This window comes from Amycolatopsis umgeniensis (assembly GCF_014205155.1).
Classification (GTDB): Bacteria; Actinomycetota; Actinomycetes; order Mycobacteriales; family Pseudonocardiaceae; genus Amycolatopsis; species Amycolatopsis umgeniensis.
Genome location: NZ_JACHMX010000001.1, coordinates 6,787,662 through 6,812,400, shown reverse-complemented (window position 1 = coordinate 6,812,400; position 24,739 = coordinate 6,787,662). Strand labels below are relative to the sequence as shown.

Here is a 24,739-nt window from a genome sequence, read left to right as displayed (position 1 = left end):
ACACCACGGAGGCGGATATGGACGCGTTCGAGATCCGAGTGCACGGAATCGGCGACCATGACTACTACAGCGCCCTGGGACGACCGGAAATCGAGCCGCGGTTCGGTCGCTCGGAGGTGGCGAAGGCCCCGAAACCGGTCGGCCACCCACTCAAGTTGGTGAACTGGTCACGGACGTCCCGCGGACTCTCCAAGGGTTTGCTGTGGTATTTCGCGTTCCCGTTCACACTGGTCAACACCGTGGGCGAAATGGGACGCGGTGAGAGACGGCTGCGCTTCGCCGTGTCGACGGTCGGCATCCTGCTCACGATTTCCGCCGCGGCCTGGCTGATCGTGTTCGCCGAAACGATCCTCAAGGTCGTCCCCCTTCCAGGCGACGACCGGCTGATATCCCAGCTGATTTCCGTTCTCATCCCACTGGGATTGGCGGTCACGATCATCAGGCGCCGCCCCACCGAAAAGATACGATCGAGATGGCTCAACGTCGTTGCGCTCGCAGGCTTCGGCGTCTTCGTGGGAATCTTTCAACCCGCGCAGTTCCAGTACACCGGCTGGCTGTCGCGCGCCGGCCGGTTCGACGCGATGACCGCGGTGGTCCTGACGACGACCGTGGTCACCATGCTGATCGCAGCTGTGCTGATCACAAGCAGGAAAGGCCGCGCCTACATGGCGGCCGCAGCCCTGCTCCTCGACATCGCGATGGTCGCCATGCACTCCGTCAGCTCCATGCTGCGCATGAGCCTCGACTGGATCGCGACCTGGCTCTCGCCGCTCCCGGCGGGGGACGCTCCGACACTGCAGGCCGAGGAACGATCGTTGATGGCCTACTTCGACCGGGCCGAAATAGTGTCTTCCCGGCTCGACTTCGTCGCCGTATTCAGTCTCGTCGCGCTCATCGCCTTCCTGATCGCCGCCGTCTCGAAGCTGGGCCTCCGATTCCCTCGGGACAAGCGCGAACGAGCCGAACACCTGCACAATCGAGTCGAGAAGGCACCCGAGCTGCTGGCCGGGGTCCTCATCGTCGCGACGATCTTGATGGCCGCGGGCGCCGCCCTCCTGGTGCTCTCCGCCGAACCCCTGCTCACCGGCGGCTCACGACATTGGGTGATCATCTTCGTCAACACGCTGACAGCGGCGATGGCGCTCCTGATCATCCTCCGGCACCGATTGCCCGCAATGCGCATGGTCATGGGCAAATCAGCCGACATCGCGGGCTTCTGGCCGGTACACGGCCACCCCCTCGCGGGCGGGTCCTACAGACAAGACGCGCTCGATGCCATCACCCGCGCGGTCGGAACGGGTCACCACGTCGTCCTCGTCGGCCACAGCCAAGGCTCGATCGTGTGCGCGTGGTGGACCAAGCTCTACCCTCAGGGCACCATCGACCTCGTCACCTGCGGATCGCCGCTGAAATCGCTCTACGCCACCTACTTTCCCGGCCATTTCAGCAACGAGTTCTTCACCACCGTCAAGACGAAAAGCCCACAGTGGACAAACTTCTGGCGTCAGACCGATCCGATAGCGACCGCGGTGTCGTCAGCACGCAACACCGAACTCGACGACCGACCCGAAGTCCTCGGACACAGCGACTACTGGACCGACCCCACCCAGATCAAGTGGGTCAAGGAACGCATCGCGGCCACCCTCGAGACCAATCCAGCCAGTGGAGGCTGCATGATCTGACGCCGGCTCGCTGGCCGCCCTCGACAGCTCCGTGGAGCCCGTGGCCGCTCGAGCGGTCACGGGCTCCACGTTTGGCGGGGCTTCGGATCAGGAACCCGCTGATCCGCCGGTCATCGGACCGTGAGGGTGTACTCCGTGGTTCCGGCCTTGCCGGTGCTGTCCGTCGCGGTGACGGTCACCTTGTACGTACCACGCTGGTACGGGCCCATGAGCGTCATTCGCGAAGTGCCGCCGGGGTTGACGGTCTGCGGCGTGAACGTCGGTGCGTAGGACAGGCCGGCGCCGCTGAGCCGGATGGGACCCGTGCCGCCGGTGACGGTGATCGTCGCGTTGGCGTAGCCGCCGGGCGGGACGGTGCCGGAGTTCGGCGAGGTGGACGGTTTCGGGCCGTCGCCGGTGCCGCCGTCGCCGACCGTGAGCGTGAACTCGGCGGTCTTGGCTCCGGAAGCGCCCTTGGCGGTGACGGTGACCTTGTAGGTTCCCGCCTGGGTGCTCGCCGAGGTCTGCAGGGTCAGTTTGGCGACCTGCCCGGAGTCGACGGTCGCTGAGGGCTGGAAGGTGGCGGTCGTTCCGGCGGGCAGGGACGCCGCGCTCAGCTCCAGCTTTTCCGGGCCCTGGTCGCCCGCCGTGGTGGTGACGCTGGTGGAGACGTGCTTGCCGGGCTCGGCCTTGCCCGCCGCCGGGCTGAGGGAAACGCCGAACTTCCCGTCGCCGGGCTGGGTTCCGCCGATCTCACCGCGCGCCCAGTCGCCCATCGTGTTGGTCAGGCGCGCCATGATGCTGTAGCGGTCGCAGGCGCTGGAGCCCCACGACGAGACACCGACGATCACGCCGTCCACGATGAACGGACCGCCGCTGTCACCCGAGCAGTCGGCGGTGCGCCCGTCGTTGTAGCCCGTGCACACCATCAGGTCACCGTTGACCCGGATGTCGAAGACCTGGCAACCGGCGGGGTCGTTGACCGGCATGGTGGTCTTGCGGAGTTCGCCGGAGCCGCCGCTCGACGACGTCTTGCCGTAGCCGAGGGAGATGCCGGACTTGCCCGGCTTGGTGAGTGCGCTGTCTCCCGAGCCCGCCACCTTGGCCCACTGGCTTTCCGGCACCGGGAGGTCGTCGACGGTGGTGACCACCGCGACGTCGTGGCCCGTGCGCCAGCCGCCGGAGCCGGTGTACTGGGGGTGGGCCTTGAACGAGGCGACGGCCGTGCGGAACGTCTCGTCGCCCGGGGTGTTCAGGTCGTCGTCGCCGTAGATGTAGCTCTTGGCACCGGTGGTGTCGACCATGCAGTGCGCCGCGGTCAGGATCTTGCGTTTGCCGACCACGGAAGCGGTGCAGGACTGTCCCTGCGGACCTCCGCCCCCGACCCGCATACCCGCGATGACGGAAGGGTTTTCCTTGACCGTGGTGCGTTCACCGTTGACGATCCGGGTCCCCATTTCCGCCGCACGGAGCTGATCAGTCGGGGTCGCCGCGACGCTGATCTCGTCGGCGGGAGCGGCGATGGCGGTGCTCATGACTGGCGAGGTCGCCGCGGCCAAGGCGAGAGTGAGCGCTACGGCGAAGCGTGCTGTTCTCATCGTTTCTCCTTCAAGGGCAAAGACATGCGGAAGAGCGGACGGCGCTGTCCGTCCACTGTGGTCAGAACGTGATCGACCAGCCCGTGAGCGTGCCCACGTCGAATCGGTAGGTGTCGCGAACCGAGAGCCGCCATGTGCCGTTCGCGTCCTCGTGTGAGGCGTCGACGGTGAAGCTCTGGTGCACGCCGCCGGATTCGCCGACGCCGCCCGCGCGTTTGAGCGGATAGGACGTGCCGCTCGGCCCGATCAGGTCGATGGCGAGATCCCCGGTGTAGGCGTGGTCGATGTCCACTCGCACCGCCAGCGTGGCCGATGCCTTGCCGTCGCAGGAATCCTGGCTCACGGAGGTGCCCACCGCCGCGTCCGCGTCGGGGATGGCCACGTCCTGGTCGTTGCTCTTGATCCCGCACCTGGACGGCGTGCCGCCACCCAGGTCACCGACGTAGAGCAGCTTGTTCGGCGAGTCCGTGCCGGGGTTGGTGATCAGGTCCGGGGTGGCGCTGCGTACCAGCGCGTCGCCGACCTGCTGCGGGCTCGCGCCGGGGTTCGCGGCGAGATACAGCGCGGCCGCGCCCGCGACGTGCGGGGAGGCCATGGACGTACCGCTCCCGGTGCGGAACTTTCCGGTGTTGTCACTGGAGTAGATGTTGCCGCCTGGCGCGAAAAGGTCGACGCAGCGGCCGTAGTTCCCACCGCGGGTACGGTCCTTGTTGAACCAGCCGACGGTGAGCGCCTCCGGGACGCGGGCCGGGCTGACGGCGCACGCGTCCTTGCCGTCGTTGCCCGCGGAGACCGCCACGACGATTCCCTTGGCCACCAGGGCCTTGACCTGTTCGTCGCCGACGCCGAGCACGTCCATGCCCAGGCTCAGGTTCACCACCGCGGGTTTGACGGCGTTCTTGGCCACCCATTCCATGGCGCTGACCGTGGCCGAGTCCGGTCCGGAGCCTTTGCAGTCCAGCGAGCGCACGGCCACGACCTTGGCCTTCTTCGCCACACCGACGGTTTTGCCCGCGATCGTCCCCGCCACGTGCGAGCCGTGCCAGTAGCAGTCACTGGCGTCCGTGTCGTTGTCGAGGAAGTCGTAGCCGTGGCTCGCCCTGCCCTCGAACTCGGGGTGCTGGGCCTGCACCCCGGAGTCGATGACGTAGGCGGTCACCCCGTCGCCCGAGTTCGGGAAGGTGTACTTCTTGTCCAGGGTCGCGGTTCGCTGGTCGATCTGGTCCAGGCCCCATGACGGCGGACTCGGTTGTTCGCCCGCCGCCCTGGTCGTGCCGTCCTGGTGCACTGCCTTGACCGATGGGTCGGCGGCCAGCCGCCGCGCCTGCCGCTCGGAAAGGTTTCGGACCGAGAATCCGTTCAGTGTGACCGAGTACGTGCCGGTCACCTCACCGCCATAGCGCCGGGTGAGCGTCGCGGCGTGACCGTCGGCCGCGGCACGGGCGTCGCCTTCGAGCACCACGATGTACTGGCCGGAGTAGGGCCGATCGGCCTGGACGACAGCCGCTTCCGCCGGTTGCGCCCCGGCCACGCCCACGGTCGTCGCCATCGCCGCGGCGGCGACCGCGACGGTGAACAGGTTCGCCATCCATCTCGTTCTGCGCTGTTGCATCGATTCCTCCATCGCACGTTCGAGCGGCCGCAGGGGTTGTGACGTCGAGCCGCTCGGGAAATCACTTTTCGGCGTGGCGGAGAGGGGAACAAGTGTGGTCGCGACCCGTACCGGTACCTGATCCCGTGTGGACGCAAGTGCCGTAGTTCGCGGGGTTATGGCGCCGGTGCCCGCCGACCTACCATGTCGGGCATTCCTCTGCGGACGGATCACCGACAGGAGCGAACATGGCCGACGGTTGCGCGGATCCCCTTTCCGGCCGGTTCCGCTCGCCGCCGATGATCGGCCGGGACGCGGAACTCGCCGCCCTGCTCGACGCGGTACGGCACCCGCCGTCGGCTGTTTTCGTGGCAGGCCAGGCCGGAGTGGGCAAGTCCAGGCTGGTCACCGAGTTCGCCGCCGCGGCCGCCCGCGACGGCTTCCCGCGCGTGATCACGGGTTCGTGTCAGCCGCTGCCCGAACCGTTCCCGTACGGAGTGCTCCTCGACTGCCTCAGCCAGTGCGGCGACCTGCTGCGCGAGCCCGGCCCGGCGACCGGTGCGCTCCGGGACCATCTGCCCGAACTCGCCGACCGCCTGCCACCGGCGCCGCGCCCCCTCGGCGACCCGCACGCCGAACGGCACCGGGTGTTCCGCGCCGTGCGGGATCTCCTCCGTGCGCTGGGACCGGCCGTGCTCGTACTCGAGGATCTGCAGTGGGCGGACGAAAAGACCCGCCGGGTGTTGCGTTTCGTGCTGGCGAACCCGCCGCCGGACCTGTCGATCGTGGCCACCTACCGCCGCGAGGATCTGCCGTCGGTGGCACCACTCGGCCACGCCTTCCACGTCCCGCACGGAGTGACCGGGGTCGATCTCGTCCTGCGGCCCTTCGGTGTGGCGGACGTGCGCGCGATGATCGACGCCCTCGTGGGGGCCGCCGTGACGTCGCGTCGGTTCGCCGAGGCCGTCCTGCGTGAAACGGCGGGGATCCCGTTCGTGGTCGAGGAAACGGTGCGGGCGCTGCGTGATCCGATGCGGGACGTGCGCGCCGAAGGTGACTCGGCCCGGCGAGTCCTCGCCGGGGTCGACGTGCCGGCCTCGGTGGCGGACACGATCGAGGAACGGCTGGCGACCTTGCCCGACGCCGCACGAATCCTCACCGAGGCCGCTTCGGTGCTGGGCGTCCCGGAGACGCCCGAGGTGCTGAACACCGTGGCGGGAGAGGCGGAAGTGGCGCACCTGATCGCGTCGGTGGAGTCCGGTGTGCTCGTGGAGGAAACGGTCAACAGATACGGTTTCCGCCACAACATCGCCCGGCGCGCGGTGTACGCGTCGCTGCCGGGGCCGCGGCGGCGAGAACTGCACGAACGCGCTTTCGCCGCGCTGTCCGCGCTGGACCACACCCCTGTCGCCAGCCTGTGCGCGCACGCCAAAGCGGCGGGCATGAAAGCCGAGTGGTTGCGCTACAGCGAACTCGCCGCCAAGGTCGCGGAGGACGCGAACGACGTGTCCACCGCGGTCGACCTGCTGGTCGAGGTGTTGAGCGATGCGGAGACCAGTCCCGAGGTCGCGAACCGGCTGGCGACCAAACTCTGTGACCACGCCCTGACCGGACTGCCCGGCGGGGTGATGACCGCGAGGGTCGAAAACCTGCTGTCGGACCCGCGCCTGGCCCCGGACGTCCGGGCCCAGGTTCATCTGTGGTTCGGACTGCTGCTGCAACGGGAGACCGGGTCTCTCGACCGCGGCGCCGAGGAGATCACCCTCGCCCTCGGCCTGCTCGGTGACCAGCCGGAACGCACCGTACGCGGGATGGCGGCGATGGCCGGGCCCTATCTGGGATCCGCGTCCATCGCCGAGCACCAGAGGTCGCTCGACCGGGTCGAGGGGATCGTCGACCACCTGCCCACCCGGGAACTGCGCACCGCGCTGCTGGCCACGACGCTCGGCGGGCGGCTGATCGTCGGCGACCCGAGCACCTGGGAGCGCATCGCCCGGCTACCGTCCCCCTCGGACGTGCGCGACCCCGAGGAGCTCCATCACCTGGCCAGGGCCCACTGCAACCTGGCGGACGCGTGCTCGTGGATCGGGCACTACGCCAAGGCCTGGGAGTTCCTGCGCGACGGGATCGTCTTGGCCAAGCGGGTCGGCTCCTCGTACGTCGTCGGCACCGCCGAGGCCACAGCGGCCCGGCTCGACTGGCTCAGCGGGCGATGGTCGGATTTGGGGCAGCGCCTCGACAATCTGATCGAGACCTATGCGGACCTGCTGCTGACCACGGACCTGCATCTCACGCGAGGCTGGTTGGCGGCGGCACGGGGCGAGTGGGGGCGAGCGGAGGAAGCCTTCCAGGCGACGACGGGTCCGTACCCGGCGGCGCAGGTCTTCCCGGTGGGCATCTCGGCGGCGGGCGGGATGGCGGGCATGCTCCTCAGCCGGGGCAAGGTCGCCGAGGCGGAGGAACACGTGCGACGCGGCGTGACGATGGTGCGGAGCAAGGGCGCGTGGGTGTGGTCGGGCGACCTCCTCCCCCAGGCCGTCGACTACCACCTGGCGGTCGGCGACGTCGACGCCGCACGGCTGCTCGTCTCGGAAACGGCGAGTGGTCTCCGAGGAGTCGACGCTCCTCTGGCCCGGGCGGGGCTGGCCGCGTGCCGCGCGCGGCTGGCCGCGGCCACGAACGACCGCGTCGAGGCCGACCGGCTCTACCGGGAAGCGATCGACCTGCACTGGGATCTGGGTCTGTCCTACCGGGCCACTCAACTCGCCGAACAGGCCGAAGGCGAAACCCTCGCCGACGCCGAGGTCCTCGAAGCCCTGACCCGGTCCTACGACGCCCTGGGAGCCACGGTCGACGCCGCCCGCTGCCGCCACCGCTCCCGCAGTACCGGTGCGGCCACCCCGTCACCCCGTGGCAGGCGCGGCTACGGCAGCGAACTCTCCCCGCGTGAACAGGATGTCGCCCGCCTCCTGGCAGGCGGCCACACCAACCAGGAAATCGCCCAGGCCCTGTTCCTGTCCCGTCGCACGGTCGAGGAGTACGTGGTCAAGGTCCGCCGCAAACTGAACGTTTCTTCCCGCCACGACGTCCGGCTCTGAAGGCTCGCGCGCCCTGGATCACCCCGACCCGTTCTGCCATGCCGACCACAGCCTGGCGTAGACACCGCCGACGGCGATCAGCTCGGAGTGCGTCCCGCTCTCGGTGATGCGGCCGTGCTCCATGACCACGATCCGGTCGCACGCGGCGGCCTGGGAAAGCCGGTGGGCGATCACCAGCCCGGTACGGCCGGCGAGAACCGCGTCGGCCGCACGATCGAGCAGCCCCGACTGTGCCGAATCGGCTTCGGCGGTCGCCTCGTCGAGGATCGCCAGTTGCGGGTCGGCGAGCAGCAGGCGGGCCAGCGCGAGCTGCTGCGCTTGGGCGTCGGTCAGCGGATGACCGCCAGTGCCGACCACCGTGCCGAGGCCGTCCGGCAGCGCGTCGAGCAGATCGGTCGCGCCCACGGCCTCGAGCGCGGCGCGCGACTGGCCGTCAGTGGCGCCAGGAGCGGCGAGGGTGAGGTTGTCACGCAGGGTTCCGGCGAACACGTGGATCTCCTGGGTGATCACCGCGGTGCGCTCCGGCCGCGCGACGGTTCCGGTGTCGGGTGGGTGGATACCGGCGATCACGGCGGCCAGCGTGGACTTGCCCGCCCCGGACGCGCCGACGACGGCGAGGCGCTCACTGGCGGGGATGTCGAGCGTGATGTCGTCCAGCACGCGGGGGCCATCCCCGTAGCCGAACGTGACCTCGCGGAGCCGGACGGCCTGGGCGGTGGGCGGCTCGGGGGCCGGTTCCGCGAAGGGGATGGTGGTGACGCCGATCATGCGGCTCAGTGACGCGAGGGCGGACTGGAGGGTGTCGATGACGAACATCAGCTGGTTCACCGGGCCGAGCAGGCGCAGCACGAGCAGCATGGCCGTGGTCGCGCCACCGACGGTCGAGGCTCCGTGGCCGATCAGGACGAAGCCGACCACGAGCACGGCGGCCAGGCTCAGCAACTCACCGAGATTCAGGCGGGCGTTGAGCATGCTCTGCACGGTGCGGGCCCGCAGCGCCTGCGCGGCGACAGCCCAGGAGGCGGTCAGCACGGCACGATGGCGTCGTTCGCCGAGCCCGAAGCCGAGCACGGTGGCGTAGCCGCGCTGGGACTCGACGATCTGCTGGGCACGGGCGCTCATCACCGCACGCTCCGCGCGGTACACCTCGGGCCCGGTGCGCAGATACCACCGCAGCGCGAGTGCGTAGCCGGGCAGCACGACGGCGAACGCCGCGGCGTAGGGCCATTCCAGCGCCGCCAGGCCGCCCAGCGACACGACGATGGTGAACGCGGTGGTGGTCAGCACGCCGATCACCGCCGGGGCGGCATCGGCGACGGCGGTCACGTCGTCGCTGGACCGCGAGATCAGGTCCCCGGTTCCTGCTCGCTCCACGCGGTACTGCGGCAGCGTCAGGGCGCGGGCGACGAGCTGCTCGCGCAGTCCGGCGAGGATGGTGTGGTAGACCCGGGTGGCGAACACCGTCGTCGCCGCGGTGCCGGCGGCTCCGAGGATGGCCGAGACAGCCAGGAGGGCGGTGACTGTCAGTACGGCGCCGCGGTCGGCGGTGCCCGCCTGGACCCGGTCGACGAGGAGCCCGATCACCACGGGCCCGATCAGGCCGGCGGCTGTGCTGAGAATTCCCAGCGCCACGACGGCGGCGAGCCGCCACCGGTGGCCACGGCTGAGCCGCCACACCTCCCGGGCGGTCTCCCTGCCGCCCGCGACAGGCAGCGCAGAGTCGATCACGTCGGTCACGTCCTTCCGCCGCGCAGCTCGACGACCCGGTCGCAGCCGCCCAGCAGCGCCGGGGACGAGGCGATCAGCAGCGTCGAGCGCCCCGTGCGGATACCGGACATCCGCTCGGCGATGGCCTGCTCGGTCACCGAGTCGACCGCGGTGGTCGGATCGTGCAGGACCAGCACCGGTGCGTCGCACGCCAGCGCCCGGGCGAGCGCGACCCGTTGCCGCTGTCCACCCGAGAGCCGGGTGCCGTTCTCGCCGACCGGCCTGTCGGCATCGGTGGCGAAGTCCGCACACGCCGCTGCCCGCAGCGCCGCGTCCAGCAGCCCGGGCGCACGGGCGGACAGGGTGAGGTTGTCGCGGATGGTGCCGGTGAACAACGTGACCCGATGGGGCGCGACGGTGACCTGGGAGCGGTACTCGGCCGCGGTCAGCTCCCGCGCCGGACGTCCGTCGAGACGCACTTCGACGCCGTTTCCGGTCTCGCTCGGGAGGTAGGGGTTCATCAGCGCGTCGGCGACCTGGGCGGCGGTCCGGTCGTCGGCACGCACTCCGACGAATTCGCCAGGCTTCACTTGGACCGTCTCGCCGAATACGGACACGTCCAGCACAGGCGGAGGCGTGGCCCCCGGCGGTGGCGTGTCACCCGGCGAGGCCGCAGGCGTGCCCGCGCCACGCAGCACGTCGAGAATGCGCAGCGACGAGCCGCGAGCACCCGCGAGATTGGGGATGGCGGCGCTCGCGATCCACTGCATCTGCGGTAACAGCGCCTGGGTGAGGCCGACCGCGGCGATGAACCCGCCGACGCTCAGCCGCCCGTCCACCGCGAACCAGCCCGCCAGTCCCGTCACCGCCGCGACGAACACGCCGTTCACCGCGCCGGAGCCCACGAGGAACCTCCCGAGCAGGCCCGCGTTGCGTTTGGCGCCGGCGAGCGTTGCCCGGCTGGCCTGCCGGTATCGCCGAATCGCCTCGGCCTCCGCGCGTACGCCCTTGATCACCCGGTAGCCGGCGACCAGATCGGTGGCCCGCCCCACGGTGTCGGCGAGGAGATCCTGGTAGGCGCGAGTGTCGCGGGAGAGCCTTTCGCTCAGCAGCCCCATCGACCAGACCGCCACCGGCGCGCCGAGCAGCACCATGACCCCGAGCGGCCAATACGTGACCAGCAACGAGACCGCGATGAACCCGATCGCGGTGATCCGCGCGATCGGCAGGACCACGAGCAGCCCGGCGTTGGCCAGGCGGGCGACGTCGTTGGTCACCATCGAGACCACATCGCCGCCCGGCGCCCGCACTCCTCCGCCGTCGGGATGCAGCACCCTGGCCGACAGCGTGGCCCGCAGCCGGTGCTGCAACAGCTGGATCGCGTAGGTGTTGAGCCGGTTGGTGAGCCTGGCCGCCGTCGTCAGCGCGACGTACAGGGCCACCAGCACAGCGATCCACAGCACCAGTTGACGGGTGTCGCCGGTCGCCAGCGCCCGGTCGATCGCGAGGCCCATCACCACCGGGACGGCCGACTCGCCGACCTGCCACGCGATCGCCAGCAGCATCGCCGGGATCGTGACCTGGGGCAACGAGAGGATCACCCGCGCCACGAACCGGCCGGGACGCATCCCCGCCGCGACCTCGAACGGCGGGAGATCGGGAGGCTCGCCGCGAGCCTGCCCGAGCACCGGCATCCACCGGGTCAGCGGCCCCCGGCCCAACCCGGCGGGGTCGGAACGGGTCACGATCGCTCGAGCGGGAAGCACCAGCGCAGGGCATCGGCGAAGAGTCCTCGCCACCACGCGTAGTCGTGTCCGCCGGCGAATTCTCGGTAGACGGTGTCGTAGCCCTTCTGTGTGAGCACCTGGTCCAACCAGCGGCTGTGGGTGTTCGAACTCTCCAGCTCGCCGGCATCGTGGAAGACGCGGATCGGTGCCGGTGCCGCGGCCAGGTAGTCGGCGATCAGCGTCGGCACGGGGGTACGACGCAGCAGCTCGCCTGCCCCGGTGCCCCACTTGAGGTCGGGGTGGTACCCGCACGAAGGGGACTGGATGACGGCGTTCCCGAACGTCGCCGGGTGATGGAGCACCGTCCATCCGGCACACAGGCCGCCGAAGCTCTCGCCTGCCAGCGCCACGTCGCCAGGGTCGCGCGAGAGCGGATACCGGTCGTGGAGCCAGGGCAGCAGCTCGTCGATCAGCATCCGCGAGAACACCGGATCGCAGAGCAGCTCCTTGTCGCGCCGCTGTCCGGGCTGCTCGACGAGAACCACCGCACAGGGCCGGATCAGTCCCGCCTGGACGAGGGCGTCACGAACGCTCGGCGCGCTGTGGTCCGGCGTACCGTCCAAGTGGATCACGAACGGCAGTGCGCTCTCGGCTGAGAACTCTCCAAGGGGCATCGAGACCCAGATCCGGCGCTCGTTTCCCAGGAGCCCGCTCGCCAGCACGGCGGACTCCATGGACGGCGCCGGCCGCGCTTCGGCCTGATCGAGCCAGGGCAACGGCATCGCGTCGGGCAGCGACGCCACCGAGGCGCCGGAGAACCTCTCGACCGAGCACTCGGAGAATCTCGGCGGCGGGTTGAACGGATCCGGAACCCGTTCGCCTTCCCCCGTCGGCCCACTTCGGGTGAACACATACGAGAAGCGCAGATCGGAACGCATCCGCAGGGTGAGCACCCGGAACGGCGTCCCCGGCACCGAAGCGAACTCCGTGTCGATCTTGTTGAAGCCGATGACGGGGCCGATGACGACCGAGAGGGTGACCGTCGTGTCGTCCCCGGACTCGTCGACGAACGTCACCAGCACCTCGTCCGCGGTGACCCGCTCGACAAGCGGAGCACCCGTCTCCTCGAGGTGCCGTCTGAATCTTTCAGGACTCCACTCACCGGTCGACAGCTTCTCGACGGACGGATCAGCCATTTCTCGCGCTCTCGATTCTGTGTCGCCAGGGGAAGTGGTCACAGGCGTCTCCTGGCTTCGATGAACAGCAGCCAGCCGAGGTAGCCGCCGCCGAGCATGACGGTGATGATCCCCACCGGCAGTGGGGTGGGCGCGACGTGCTGGGCGATGTAGTCCGCGGCCAGAGCCAGCAGCGCGCCGACGAAGGCGGCGGGCGCGAGGGTGGTCCCGGCGGTGCGGGCCAGCCTGCGAGCGATATGCGGCGAGACCAGGGAGATGAACGCGATCGGCCCGGAAGCGGCGGTGACCGTCGCGGTCAACGCGACCCCCACCACGATCAGGCCGAGGCGGACCGTCGAGACCCGCACCCCTTGGGAGGCGGCCGCTTCGTCACCCAGTTCCAGCTGCCGCATCGGACGGCTCAGCATCGCGGCCAGTAGCAGCAGTACGGCGATGCAGGCGCCACCGATGAGGACCTGGTTCCAGGACACGCCGTTGAGGGCGCCGGTGCCCCAGGCCGCGGCGGCCATGGCGACTTTCAGGTCGGCTTCGAGGATCAGCCAGGTGTTCAACGAATCCAGGACGGCCGCGAGGCCGATACCGACGACGATCAGCCGGAATCCCTGCACCCCACGCCGGTAGGCGAGAACGTACACGACGACGGCGGTGGCCATCCCGCCCAGCAACGCCCCGCCGACCAACTGCCAGTAGCTGCCGTTGACGACCAGGATCACGATCAGTGCTCCGGTGTAGGAGCCCTGGGTGAACCCGATGATGCCGGGGTCGGCGAGCGGGTTGCGCAGCGTCGACTGGAAGAGCGCACCGGACACCCCGAGCGCGGCGCCGAACACCAGCGCCGCCGCCACCCGGGGCAGCCGCCACTCGACCACGATGTCGTGGACGAGCCCGGTCTCGCCGCCGGTCAGCGCGGAGATCGCCTGTCCGGGACTGAGCTGGTACGAGCCGGTCATCAGCGCGAGTACCGCCATGCCCGCGGCCGCCAGCGCGAGCACCGCGCAGACGACGACCGAACGCCAGTCGAGCCGTACCGCGATCCTCCGGTGCCGCAGCACCAGCACCCGCCGCCCGAAGTCCACCTCGCCGGTATCGGGTCCAGTGCGCGTATTCACAGTCCGCTTGCCTTCTTCCGCAGCACCATCGCGATGAGAACGGGAGCGCCGACGAACGCGGTGACGATGCCGACGGGGATCTCGCTGGGTCTCATCACGATCCGGCCGAGGATGTCGGAGGCCAGCAGCAGGATCGGGGCCAGCAGGAGGCTGTAGGCGAAGATCCAGCGCTGGTGCTGGCCGGCGATCCAGCGAGCCACGTGCGGCACCATGAGCCCGACGAAGCCGATGGGTCCGGCGATCGCCGTCGCTCCGCCGACGAACAGGGTGAGCGCGATGATCGCGAGGACGCGGGTGCGGGTCACCCGGACGCCTTGGGTGACCGCCAGATCGTCGCCGAGAGCCATGGCGTTGAGCGGACCTGACACCGCGAAGGCCAGGACGAGTGCCACCGCGAAGAACGGCAGGATCGGCCAAACCAGATCGAGTGACCTGCCCACGATCGAACCGGCGTTCCAGGATCGCATCGCGTCGAAGGCGTCCGGGTTGGTCGCTTGGAGCACCTCCCTGACACCCCCGAGCACCGCGCCGACGCAGACCCCGGCGAGCACCATCACCACCGGCGAGGAGCCCCGCCGCGTCGACCCGAGGGTGAGCACCATCAGCGTGACGATCAACGCCCCCGCGAGGGCGAACCACAGGTAGCCGCTGATATCGCGGACGCCGAGCACACCCACGGCGACCGTCACCGCGAAGGAAGCACCCGCCTGGACGCCGAGGATGCCCGGATCGGCCAGCGGGTTGCGGGTGAGCGCCTGGATCAGCGCCCCCGCGACCCCGAGCGCCATTCCCACGACCAGGCCGACGATGGTGCGCGGCATCCGGTAGTCGCGGATCGCGAAGTGATCGATGTCCGCGGTTGGATGGAACAGGGCGTCCCACACCACCGACGGCGCGATCGCCGTCGACCCGATCATCATGCTCGCCATCAGCAAGGCCAGCAGCACCACGAGCGCGACGACCAGGCAGGCCAAGCGACGCCGCCGCGGTCCGGGCAGCCTCACGGTGCCCGGACCGGCGGGTGGATGAGCGAGGGCTGTCACTTCTTGGCGGGCAGAGTCGCCAGCGCTCTGTCGAGCGAGTCCAGGTACTGCAGGACGGGGCCGTAGGAGTTGTTGCCGGCGCAGAAGAGTCCGAGCGCGCGGCCCGAGTTCACCGCGGGCAGCGCCTTCCACGTGTTGGTCTCGACCACGGGCGCGAAGGCCTGTTTCGGTTTGCCCTCGGCGTCGACGGGATAGGTGATCACGTCGTATTTGGACAGTCCCGCGATCTGCTCGAACGGCAGGAACTTCCAGCCCAGGGGGTCTTGGCCGTCAGCCGCCTTGGGGAAGTTCATGCCGATGTCGTCTTGGGCGATCTCGACACAGCCGAAGTCCGCGATGGAGAACGTCCCGGGATCGGAGCTCTCCCAGCGGTCGACATTGACGAACGAGGTCTCGTCGATGACCTTGCGGTACGTCTCCTTGATCTTGGTGATCTTCTTGTCGAACTCCGCCTTCTGCGCGCTGAGCCCGGCCGTGACGTTGGCGGCCTCCGCGAGTCCGCCGGCGAGGGTCTTCCACTCGGTGTCGAGCCCCCAGAAGAGCGTCGGGGCGATCGATTTCAGCTGCTTCTCGATCTGCGCGAACTCGCTGTCGGGAAGCTGGGCGAGGATGACGTCCGGCTTCAGGCCGGCGAGCTTCTCCATGTCGACCTGGTCACCACTGGAGCCGACGTTCGTGGCCGCCTTGAACGTGGCTTTCTGTTTCTCGGGAATGAGGGCGAGTTCGGAGGCGGTCACCTCCGTGACGCCCACCGGCGCGCCACCCATGTCGATGAACGGAAGAGTCGTGTTGCCGATCGTGACGACCCGCTGCGGATCGGCGGGAACGTCGACACTGCCGTTGCCTGCCTTGACGGTGCGCATCGGTCCGGCCGGGTTGGGGTCGTCGCCGCTGCCGCCGCAGGCGGAAAGGACGAGCGCGGCACTCAGCAAGGCGGCCAGGGCGGCGCCCCGTCGTCTCAGGGGTGTCATGGTCATGATGTGCTCTTTCTCTTCTTTACTGTGCGAAGGTCAGGGGGTGCCGGCCGGTACGAGGTCGCGGATGGTGGTGCCCCAGCCGACGGTGTGCGTCGCTCGGCAGACGAGTCCGGCTCGGGCGATGACGGCGTCGAGTTCGCCGTCGGTTCGCAGTCCGGAACCGTGCACGGTGAGGGCGAGCAGGTCGGCTCCGGCGTCGTGCTCGTCGAAGGTGTCTTCGATCAGCAGCACCCGGCCGCCGGGAAGGAGCTTCTCGGCTGCTCGGCGCAGGGCATGGGCGGCATCGGCGTCGGCCAGGGCCTTGAAGGCGCGGATGACGAACACGGCGTCCGCCGGCGGGCCGGCCTCGAAGACGGACTGCTCGACCACCGTCACCCGCGCGCGCTGCGCCCCGTCGGGAATGGTGGCGGGCAAGTCACGGCGCAGCCAGTCCGCCTGGGCGGGCAACGCGCAGATCGTCACGCGGAGGTCGGGGTGGGTGGCGACGAACTCGCGCGCCTGGGCACCGGCCCCGCCGGAGTGGAGCACCAGGTGCCCGACGCCGGTGAGGACGTCCGATGTGGCGATGGGTCCGGCCAGCGCGGGCTGGAACTTCGCCAGCCGCTCCAGGTAGCGGTCCTCATAACCCTGCTCGGCGCGGGCCTCGGCGTAGGTCTGGCCGGTGACCGAGGCGTACGACGCCCGGCCGGTGCGGATCGACTCGGTGAGCCCGTGAATGCCGAGCATCTCGCGGCCGGCCACCCCGGCCCGGTGCAAGGCGTCGACCATGAAGTCGTTGGTCAGCACCTCGCCCACCGGGGCGAGTCCGTAGTGGCCCGGCTCGGTCTCGGTCAGCACGTCCAGGGTGTGCAGGTAGCGCACGAGCTTGCGAAGGGCCCGCTCGTCCGCGTCCGCCTTGACGGCCAGATCCGCGACACTGGTGACGCCGCGGGAGATCAGGTCGGGGACGCCCAGCTCGACGGCGGTGCGGATCGCGGTCGGCGCTGTCAGCTCGGTCAGCTCGTGGAGCCTCTCGAACGGGGTCTTCGTCTTCTCGGGGTCGGGCACCGCCGCGTCGGTCTCCAGGGCGATGACCTCGCCGCGTCGCCAGTACCCGGCGAAGTCGATGTCCTCCTTCGGCACGCCCCGGTCCTCGACCAGGTGACGTCGCAGGTCCCGGACGGACGTGTGTTCCCCGGCGAGCCACGCGAACGGTCGCCCCTCCCACCAGCCGCCGTTCTTGACCGCGTCCAGGAGAAGGGTGCTCGCACCCGCCTCGGCACCGTCGCGCACCAGCCAGGTCACCTCGACGTGCGGTAGCTCGCGCAGTTTCAGCCGGTGTGCGTCCTCGGCGACCTCGACGAACACCCGTGCCCGCGTGTCCTCGGGCAGTTCGTCCACCAGCCGGGCGATGGCGGGAAGGGCGGTGTCGTCCCCGACGGCCAGGAGCCAGTCCGCGTCGCCCGGGAGCGCGCGCGACGCGCTCGGGCCGTAGAAGTGGATGCGGTCGCCCGGTTGCGCGCGGTAGGCCCAGGTGGTGCCCACGCCGATGCCGTGCTTGACGAAGTCCACGTCCACCTCGCCTGCCTCGGCGTTCCAGCGGCGGACTGTGTACGCCTTCGACAGGGGCCGGGGGTTCCTCGGCAGGTCCACGCCCCTTTCCTGCTGGACCGGCAGCACCGGCTCGGCGTGGCCGGGGGACCGGAACACCAGCCGGATGTCGTCGTCGAAACCGAGCGAGACGAACGCGGGCTGCGGGAAGCCGTTGGCCGAGGTGAACGCACGGAGCTGCGCTCCACCCAGCGTGATTCGCCGCATCCCTGGCGTCAGGTCCACCACGCCGAGAACCTCGACCTCGCGCAGGGTCACTGGGTGCACGGTGAGCCGGCGTGAGGTCTTCGGCATGAAGGCAGCCCTTCTCGGTCGTTCGGCAAAAGAGTCGGAGCCACGCGCGCCAGAGCGTCGCCCGGGCTAGATTAGGTAATCCTTACCTTAAAGGGCGTGCGCAGGCTGCCATATTGTTTATGGGCGTGGCGCTCTCCTCCCTGTTCCCCGCCGACGCGGGCGAGGCCCCGCCGATTCCGGCCGCGCGGTCGGACTCGACCGGGCATCCCCGCCGCCCCCTGCTGATCTGGGTCCGCACCGGCACGGCGCACGTGCGCATCGACGGCGACGCGGTGTTCCACCTCACCGCCGGGCACGGCACCTGGATTCCCGCGGCCGGGTGGAACCACCGCGCGATCAGCACCGAGCCAGGCACGGTCGCCTTCCCGCTGTGGCTCCATCCGGGTGCCGACGGGCCGCCGGAAACGACCCGGTTCCAGGTCCCCCACGGTTGGCAGGACTGGCTGATCCAGCACTTCAACCTGCAGGTCACCCCGTTGATCGGGCACGGGTACTTCCAGGACGCGATCACCGATCTCTTCGGCCGTCCCCGAGTACACCCGCCCGCACCCACGGCAGGCGAGACGGCACCGTTCACTCCGCCGGAGCTGCCGAGAGCCGCCGGTGCCAGAGCGGTGGCCGAGGAGTTGATCCGTGACCCCGCGATCGACCTCGCCGTCGAGCAGTGGGCGATCAGGGCGCTCTCCAGTCCGCGGACCCTGCGCCGCGACTTCCTCGCCGGCACCGGGCTCACCTTCGAACAGTGGCGACTGCGCAACCGGCTGATCGCGGCCGTCGAGTTCCTGGCCGCGGGATTCGACGTCGACCAGGTAGCCGCACGGGTGGGCTTCGCCAGTCGCAACGGCTTCACTCGCGCGTTCAAGCGGCAGTACGGACCGACGCCCCACGACTTCAGCAGGAAGCTCGCCGCCAGTTCCGCCCACGTCGACCTGACACCGCGCGCCACCTTGGCACGCCAGACCGATGAACTCATGGGCATGGTGCGGGGCGACGGCTCCTTCGCCGCCTCGTCCGATCTGCTCCCTGCCGCCCGCACCCCGCGGCATGCCAACGACATGCACGTCCTGAGCTGGATTTACCGCGGCAGCGGATACCTGGACATCGGCGAAAGCCGCTACGAACGACACCGCGGCGTCGCGACCTGGATCCCCGCGGGCTTGAAGCACATCACCGGTCTCCGGGAGAACTCCATCTCACTGCCCCTCGGCAGCGCGACCACCGCCGACCTCCGACTCGCCGAGCCGCTACAGGTGCGGTTCTCACCCGCCTGGGACGACTACCTGATGCATTGCTCCATCAGCGCCCGATCAGGACTGCACCCCGACGACTACGACCCCCGGCACATCCTCGACCTGTTCGCCGAACAGGTCGCCACGCAACGAGCGCTGTCGGTGCCGATGCCCGCCCATCCGCGGGCACGCGCGGCCGCGCTGGACTACCTGCGCCACATCGACATCTCCCGCGAATCGGCCGCATTCGACGTCCCCGCCGAGGTCCACCGAGCCTTCCGCGACGAGACCGGCATGACCTTCGCTCGCTGGCGCTACGGCGCCCGCATGCGCATCGCCCGCGATCTGCTCGTCGGCGGCGCCAAGCCGAGCGCCGTCGCCCGCCGCGTCGGCTACGCCCACCTACCGGCCTTCAGCACCGCTTTCACCCGGCTCCATGGCCTCTCACCACGCGAGTTCCAAGAACGCGAGAGAGTTTCCCTCGAGGCCCGGACACCCGACCCGAGGTGACCCACCGGCGGTGCGGTTTGACGTCAAGGGTGTACACCACCCTCCACAAAGGACTGCCGGGGATGGCGCCCCATCACCCCTGGACACGAAGAAGGCCCAGGTCGTCGACCTGGGCCTTGTGCTCCCCCGCTTGGACTCGAACCAAGAACCCTCCGGTTAACAGCCGAATGCTCTGCCAGTTGAGCTACAGGGGATTGTGCTCCGTACCGGCCGGATCGCTCCGACCGATGAGAAAACTTTAGCCCATGCCCCCGTGGCGCCGCACACCCACCCCCCACTTTCGGCGGCGACTCGTCAAGCTCGCGTTTTGAGGGACAATGACAGCCGGAGCAAGATCGAACGGGAGGCGTGGACTCGGATGAAGATGTTCCTGCTGGGTGCGGCCGCGGGCTACGTATTGGGCGCGAAGGCCGGCCGGGGACGGTACGAGCAGATCGTGCGGACCTACCGCAAGATCGCTGACCACCCCATGGTGCAGGGCGCCGCCGGGGTCGCTCGCGCCAAGGTCGGTGAGAGGTTCGGGCGGTCCTCATAGCGCCGGCCTGAGCCGAAGGGGCCCTTCACCGCATGCGACGCGGCGAAGGGCCCCTTCACTGCGTCTGACGAGGAGATCAGCTCACGACGGCGACCACGAAGACCCGCCGGAACTCGAACCAGGTCGTCCCGTCGGGGCGCGGCGGGTAGGCCTCGTCCAGTTCGCGGGCGATCTGCGCGCGGAAGTGGTCCCAGTCCTCCCCGGGCAGGGCGTTCTTGACCGGCCGCAGCGAGGTGCCCGTGATCCATTCGAGCACGGCGTCCTCCCCCGTCAGCCGCTGCAGATACGTCGTCTCCCAGGCGTCGACGGCACACCCCGCGTCGGCGAGCAGGTTCCCGTAGCCGAGTGGGCTGTCGACGGCCTCGTTCTCCCGCAGGACGACGTCGGCGAGGCGCGGGGCCCATTCCTCGGTGCGCGCGAGGGCACGGACCAGGGCATGCGACGGGGCGTCGAAGTTGCCGGGGACCTGGAACGCGAGCGTCGCCCCGGACGGCAGGAGATCCACCCAGCGACGGAGCAGGACACGGTGCTCCGGGACCCACTGGAGCACGGCGTTCGAGATGACGACGTCGGTGTCCGGCTCGGGTGCCCAGTCGTTGACGTCCAGCACCCGGGCGTCGACGCCCCGCGAGCGCGCGGCCTCGACCATTTCAGGGGAACTGTCGCTCGCTTCGATGATCGCGTCCGGCCAGCGTTCCGCCAGGTCGACGGTCAGATTCCCGGGTCCGCAGCCGAGGTCGGCGACCCGGCGCGGCTTCACGGCCGGTATCCGCGCGACGAGGTCGTGGAACGGCCGGGCCCGCAGGTCGGCGTAGTCGAGGTATTTGACCGGATCCCACATGGCGCCTCCCAGCGATACAGTACGAGCGTACTGCTAGCCGCGGGGCTTGGCCAGTTTCTCCGCCGCTTCCTCGGCGATCGCCTTGATCACCTCGACGTCGGTGCCCGGATCGGGTCGCACCTGCAGGACGGTGCCGTCCTGACCGGGGATCTTGCGCTCGACGAACCACGCTCCCCCGGTCCCGAGGTCCTTGCGGTGCCGCTCCCGGACCGAGCCGTCGACACGCTGCCGGATCAGGATCGGGACCTTGCCCGGCCTGGCGAGCCTGAACCGGACAGGGGCTTTGTCTGCCAGCAGCACGGCTTTCCCCGCCGTTCCGGTCTCCTCGGATTCGGTGAGCGTGACCACCCCGTCGGACCACGCGGCCTTGCCGACCAGATGCCAGCCGACCCGGCGCGGGCCCGGCACCCACAGGCCGAGCGGCGTGACGAGCAGGTACCCGCCGCCCTCGACCGCCGCGCTCCCGACGACGTGCTCGCCGTCGTCCAGCGTGCCGTCGAAATCCGCCGGGACACGGTCACCCAGCAGGTGACGCAGCCAGCCCATGCTCAGTCCAATCCGCCGATGGCCTGTTCCTTCAGCGCCTTCCGGTACTGCTCGAGCGCGACGAGGTCGCCGAACAGCGCGCGATAGTCGTCCGGCGCCTCGACCGGGGAAAGCCGCTGGAGTTTCGACTTGATCTCGTTGATCTGGCGGCCGATCAGGCTCTCCTGCACCGCCGCGAGCTGTGCGGAGATGTAGCGCGAGTCGACCTCGCCCTTGGCGCGCAACGGTTCCACCGAAAGCTCGCTGAGCACGCGCCGCACCGTCCCTTGTGGACAATGCGGGGCGGCCGCGTCGAGCAGGGCGGGCCCGGTCAGGCCGGATCCCGCTCCCCCGGCGGCCAGCAACGCCTTGTGGACGGCGACGTACACCGGATGGGTGAACGCTTCCTCGGGGAGCGCGTCGTACTCGGCCCCGGCGAGCATCGGCTGCTGCAGTGCCGCCTTGAGCGCCTCGCGCTGCGCGATGAACCGCGGATCACCGGGCGCGGGCCTCGGCAGGTCCTCGTCGGCGGTGGCGGTGGCCGCCGGGGCGGACCGCCGGGTGTCGACGGTGGTGGAGCGTTTCGCCGTGGCGCCCGCGCTGCCGCGGACCCGGTTCACCACCTGCGCCGCGTCCTGCCAGCCGACCCACCAGGCGAGTTTCGACGCGTAGCCGTCACGGCTGGCGCGGTCCTTGATCCCCGCGACCATCGGGACGGTCTTCTGCAGCGCCGCGACCTGACCGTCGACGGAGTCGAGGTCGAAGGCCTTGAGCATGCTCTTGATCGCGAACTCGAACAGCGGGATCCGCCGCGCGACCAGATCGCGCACCGCGGTGTCACCCTTGGCGAGCCGCAGTTCGCACGGGTCCATACCGTCGGGGGCGACCGCGATGTAGGTCTGCCCGGCGAAGGTCTGGTCACCCTCGAAAGCCTTCAACGCCGCCTTCTGGCCCGCTTCGTCACCGTCGAAGGTGAAGATCACTTCGCCGCGGAAGGCGTCGTCGTCCATCATCAGCCGGCGAAGCACCTTCATGTGGTCCTCGCCGAACGCCGTCCCCGACGACGCGACGGCCGTCGGAACCCCGGCGGCGTGCATCGCCATCACGTCGGTGTAACCCTCGACCACGACGACCTGGTGCCGCTTCGCGATCTCGCGTTTGGCCAGATCGAGGCCGAACATCACCTGCGACTTCTTGTAGATCGGCGATTCCGCCGTGTTCAGGTACTTCGCCGAGACACGGTCGTCGTCGTACAGTCGCCGCGCGCCGAACCCGACCACCTCGTTGCCGACGTCCCGGATGGGCCAGAGCAGGCGCCGGTTGAACCGGTCCATCGGCCCGCGCTGCCCCTCCTTGGCCAGTCCGGCCGTGAGCAGTTCCTTGACCTCGAACCCGCGGTTGAGCAGGTGCTTGGTGAGCTTGTCCCAGCCGGCGGGCGCGTAGCCGCAGCCGAACGTCTGCGCCGCGGCGGCGTCGAAACCCCGCTCGGACAGGAAGTCCCGCGCCGCGCGCGCGTCCGGGGTGACCAGCTGCTCGGCGTAGAACTCCTGGGCCGCGCGGTGCGCCTCGATCAGCCGGGCACGGGTGCCGCGATCGCGCTGGACGCTCCCGCCGCCGCCCTCGTAGGTCAGCCGGAACCCCGCGCGATCCGCGAGCCGCTCGACGGCCTCCACGAACGAAATCAGGTCCATCTTCTGGATGAACTTGATCACGTCGCCGCCCTCGCCACAGCCGAAGCAGTGGAAGGTGCCGTGGGTGGGGCGCACGTTGAACGACGGGGTCTTCTCGTTGTGGAACGGGCAAAGGCCCTTCAGGCTGCCGCCTCCGGCACTGCGCAGCGCCACGTAATCACCGATGACCTCGTCGATCCGGTTGCGCTCGCGCACCTCCGCGATGTCGCTCTCCCGAATCCGTCCTGCCACGCTCATCACTCTAGGCCGTGCTCCCGGAGCGCCGTGCGGCACACTCGGGGAATGAGCACCGCCCTGGACGAACTCGCCGGGAAGTTCGCCGCACTGCGCCCCCATCTGGTGTCGGTCGCGTACCGGCTCACCGGCGCGCTGTCCGACGCCGAAGACGCGGTCCAGGAGTCCTGGCTGCGGTTGAGCGGCTTGGACGAGCGCCGCCGCACGGCCATCGAGGACCACAAGGGCTGGCTGACCACCGTCGTCAGCCGGATCTGCCTCGACAGGCTGCGTTCGGCGGTGGTCCGCCGGGAGCGATACGTGGGCGAATGGCTGCCCGAGCCGGTCCTGGGCCCGCTCGGCACGCCGTCGTCGGAGGATCCGCTGGCCGTCGCCGTCCGCGACGACGGGATGCGGATGGCGGCGATGGTGGTCCTCGACCGGCTGACCCCCGAGCAGCGCGTCGCGTTCGTCCTGCACGACGCGTTTTCGGTGCCGTTCGGCGAGATCGCCGAGATCCTGGGCTGCACCACCGACGCCGCGCGCCAGCACGGTTCCCGCGGCCGCCGCGCGCTCGCCGACGCCGACCCGCCGCCCAGGACGGTGCTGGCCGAGCAGCAGCGGATCATCGAGAAGTTCATGACCGCGATGCTCACCGGCGACATCCAGGCGGTGGCCGAGGTGCTGCACCCGGACGTCGTCCTGATCGGCGACGGCGGCGGCAAGGCGCGCACGGCGGTGCACACGGTCACCGGCTTCGACAAGGTCAGCCGGCTGTTCCAGGGGCTCATGCGGATGTACGACCCGGCCGGGATCGAACAGGCGAGGCTCGCGCTGGTCAACGGCGACCTCGGGCTGTACATCCCGCCGCAGGCCGCTTCTGAGGGATACCGGGCGCTGGACGAGCACGTCGACGCGTTCGTCATCCGTGACGGCAAGATCGAGGCGATCTACGACATGGCGAACCCGGACAAGCTCACCACCGCGCGGGCCCGCGTCGACGCCTGATCAGGGAAGCGGGACCCGGCAGGCGTCGCCCGAGGTGAACCCCTGCGCGGTGATGTCGAGCGCGCTGTTCATCCGGGCACGCATGTTCTCGAGCGCGATCTGGTAGGTCAGCTCGATGACGCCCTTGCGGCCGAACTCGCCTTCCAGTTCGGCGACCTGCTCGTCGGTGACGGTCACCGGGCTCTCGGTCATCGCGTCGGCGTACGCGAGCGCCAGCCGTTCCTGACCGGTGAAGGCGGGCGACTTCGCGTAGTCGTCGATGTTCTTCAACCGTTCGATGTCGAGCCCGTCGTGCATCTGCAGCATGGTCCCGAAATCGATGCACCACGCGCAGCCGAGCCGCGTGGCGACCCGGTACACGGCCAGCTCGCGCACGTTCGACGGCAGCGCCTTGCTGGCCTTTTCGACCAGCATTTCGTGGAGCCCGCTCGCGCGGAGCAGCGCCGGGTGGTGCGCGGAGACCGCCAACGGCTCGGGCACGGCGCCGAAGCGCTTCCCGGCGAACTTGTAGAACAGCTTCAGCAGGAATCCGGCTTCGGCGGTTTTGACGGCGGGAATACGCGGCATGGTGTCCTCCTCGTGCGGTTGCGATCAGA

Annotated in this window: 18 protein-coding genes and 1 tRNA gene; 5 read left to right on the top strand and 14 right to left on the bottom strand. The window is 69.7% G+C overall.

Translation table 11 applies throughout. The features are described from left to right. Positions 1–17: 17 nt before the first annotated feature. Positions 18–1,682, top strand: a complete 1,665-nt coding sequence (locus HDA45_RS31805; RefSeq protein ID WP_184901561.1) for an alpha/beta hydrolase family protein — start codon at positions 18–20, stop codon at positions 1,680–1,682. Between the two features lie 110 nt (positions 1,683–1,792). Here the strand turns inward: HDA45_RS31805 and HDA45_RS31800 are convergent, their stop codons facing one another. Further along, positions 1,793–3,259 (bottom strand): trypsin-like serine protease, encoded by a 1,467-nt coding sequence (locus tag HDA45_RS31800; RefSeq protein ID WP_184901559.1) that lies wholly within the window; start codon positions 3,257–3,259, stop codon positions 1,793–1,795. Positions 3,260–3,320: 61 nt separating this feature from the next. Then, positions 3,321–4,871, bottom strand: a complete 1,551-nt coding sequence (locus tag HDA45_RS31795) for a S8 family serine peptidase (RefSeq protein ID WP_246480851.1) — start codon at positions 4,869–4,871, stop codon at positions 3,321–3,323. Positions 4,872–5,098: 227 nt separating this feature from the next. On the opposite strand from HDA45_RS31795, the gene HDA45_RS31790 reads away from it, so the two are divergent. Further along, positions 5,099–7,948, top strand: a complete 2,850-nt coding sequence (locus HDA45_RS31790) for an ATP-binding protein (RefSeq protein WP_246480850.1) — start codon at positions 5,099–5,101, stop codon at positions 7,946–7,948. 18 nt (positions 7,949–7,966) lie between these two features. Here HDA45_RS31790 and HDA45_RS31785 read toward each other — a convergent pair whose 3' ends face one another. Genes HDA45_RS31785 through HDA45_RS31755 form a run of 7 tightly spaced genes read right to left on the bottom strand, consistent with a single transcriptional unit; the run spans position 7,967 to position 17,591 of the window. Next, positions 7,967–9,676, bottom strand: coding sequence for an ABC transporter ATP-binding protein (locus HDA45_RS31785; RefSeq protein WP_343072201.1), 1,710 nt, complete (start codon positions 9,674–9,676; stop codon positions 7,967–7,969). A 5-nt stretch (positions 9,677–9,681) separates the two neighbouring features. Beyond that, positions 9,682–11,400: an ABC transporter transmembrane domain-containing protein gene (locus tag HDA45_RS31780; RefSeq protein WP_221471293.1), complete on the bottom strand. Its 1,719-nt coding sequence runs from the start codon at positions 11,398–11,400 to the stop codon at positions 9,682–9,684. Continuing rightward, positions 11,397–12,578, bottom strand: a complete 1,182-nt coding sequence (locus HDA45_RS31775; RefSeq protein WP_184901555.1) for an alpha/beta hydrolase — start codon at positions 12,576–12,578, stop codon at positions 11,397–11,399. The genes HDA45_RS31780 and HDA45_RS31775 overlap by 4 nt, the downstream gene beginning before the upstream one ends. Positions 12,579–12,616: 38 nt before the next feature. Then, a complete protein-coding gene (locus HDA45_RS31770; protein ID WP_221471292.1) occupies positions 12,617–13,687 on the bottom strand; it encodes an iron chelate uptake ABC transporter family permease subunit in 1,071 nt (356 codons plus the stop codon). Further along, positions 13,684–14,691: a FecCD family ABC transporter permease gene (locus HDA45_RS31765; protein ID WP_343072200.1), complete on the bottom strand. Its 1,008-nt coding sequence runs from the start codon at positions 14,689–14,691 to the stop codon at positions 13,684–13,686. Before HDA45_RS31765 ends, HDA45_RS31770 begins: the two co-directional genes overlap by 4 nt. Positions 14,692–14,726: 35 nt before the next feature. Continuing rightward, entirely contained in the window at positions 14,727–15,707 is a 981-nt protein-coding gene (locus HDA45_RS31760; RefSeq protein ID WP_184901553.1) for an ABC transporter substrate-binding protein, read from the bottom strand. A gap of 33 nt (positions 15,708–15,740) precedes the next feature. After that, positions 15,741–17,591 (bottom strand): siderophore-interacting protein, encoded by a 1,851-nt coding sequence (locus tag HDA45_RS31755; protein WP_184901551.1) that lies wholly within the window; start codon positions 17,589–17,591, stop codon positions 15,741–15,743. Between the two features lie 125 nt (positions 17,592–17,716). Here HDA45_RS31755 and HDA45_RS31750 point away from each other — a divergent pair, with 125 nt between their 5' ends. Then, positions 17,717–19,330, top strand: a complete 1,614-nt coding sequence (locus HDA45_RS31750) for a helix-turn-helix transcriptional regulator (protein ID WP_221471291.1) — start codon at positions 17,717–17,719, stop codon at positions 19,328–19,330. 121 nt (positions 19,331–19,451) lie between these two features. Here the strand turns inward: HDA45_RS31750 and HDA45_RS31745 are convergent. Further along, positions 19,452–19,524: transfer RNA gene (locus HDA45_RS31745), tRNA-Asn, on the bottom strand. A gap of 113 nt (positions 19,525–19,637) precedes the next feature. Between HDA45_RS31745 and HDA45_RS31740 the strand changes: the two genes are divergently transcribed. After that, positions 19,638–19,865 (top strand): hypothetical protein, encoded by a 228-nt coding sequence (locus HDA45_RS31740; RefSeq protein WP_184906585.1) that lies wholly within the window; start codon positions 19,638–19,640, stop codon positions 19,863–19,865. Between the two features lie 76 nt (positions 19,866–19,941). On the opposite strand, the gene HDA45_RS31735 is transcribed toward HDA45_RS31740, so the two are convergent. Genes HDA45_RS31735 through dnaG form a run of 3 tightly spaced genes read right to left on the bottom strand, consistent with a single transcriptional unit; the run spans position 19,942 to position 23,159 of the window. Continuing rightward, positions 19,942–20,706 carry a trans-aconitate 2-methyltransferase gene (locus HDA45_RS31735; RefSeq protein WP_184901547.1) on the bottom strand — a complete coding sequence of 255 codons (765 nt, stop codon included), beginning with the start codon at positions 20,704–20,706 and terminating at the stop codon, positions 19,942–19,944. A 33-nt stretch (positions 20,707–20,739) separates the two neighbouring features. Then, positions 20,740–21,252 carry a hypothetical protein gene (locus tag HDA45_RS31730; protein ID WP_184901545.1) on the bottom strand — a complete coding sequence of 171 codons (513 nt, stop codon included), beginning with the start codon at positions 21,250–21,252 and terminating at the stop codon, positions 20,740–20,742. A gap of 2 nt (positions 21,253–21,254) precedes the next feature. Beyond that, positions 21,255–23,159, bottom strand: coding sequence for a DNA primase (gene dnaG / locus HDA45_RS31725; protein WP_184901543.1), 1,905 nt, complete (start codon positions 23,157–23,159; stop codon positions 21,255–21,257). Positions 23,160–23,204: 45 nt separating this feature from the next. Here dnaG and HDA45_RS31720 point away from each other — a divergent pair, with 45 nt between their 5' ends. Further along, positions 23,205–24,143, top strand: a complete 939-nt coding sequence (locus HDA45_RS31720) for a sigma-70 family RNA polymerase sigma factor (RefSeq protein WP_184901541.1) — start codon at positions 23,205–23,207, stop codon at positions 24,141–24,143. Here the strand turns inward: HDA45_RS31720 and HDA45_RS31715 are convergent, their stop codons facing one another. Beyond that, positions 24,144–24,710: a carboxymuconolactone decarboxylase family protein gene (locus HDA45_RS31715; RefSeq protein WP_184901539.1), complete on the bottom strand. Its 567-nt coding sequence runs from the start codon at positions 24,708–24,710 to the stop codon at positions 24,144–24,146. It abuts the gene before it with no gap. Between the last annotated feature and the right edge of the window lie 29 nt (positions 24,711–24,739).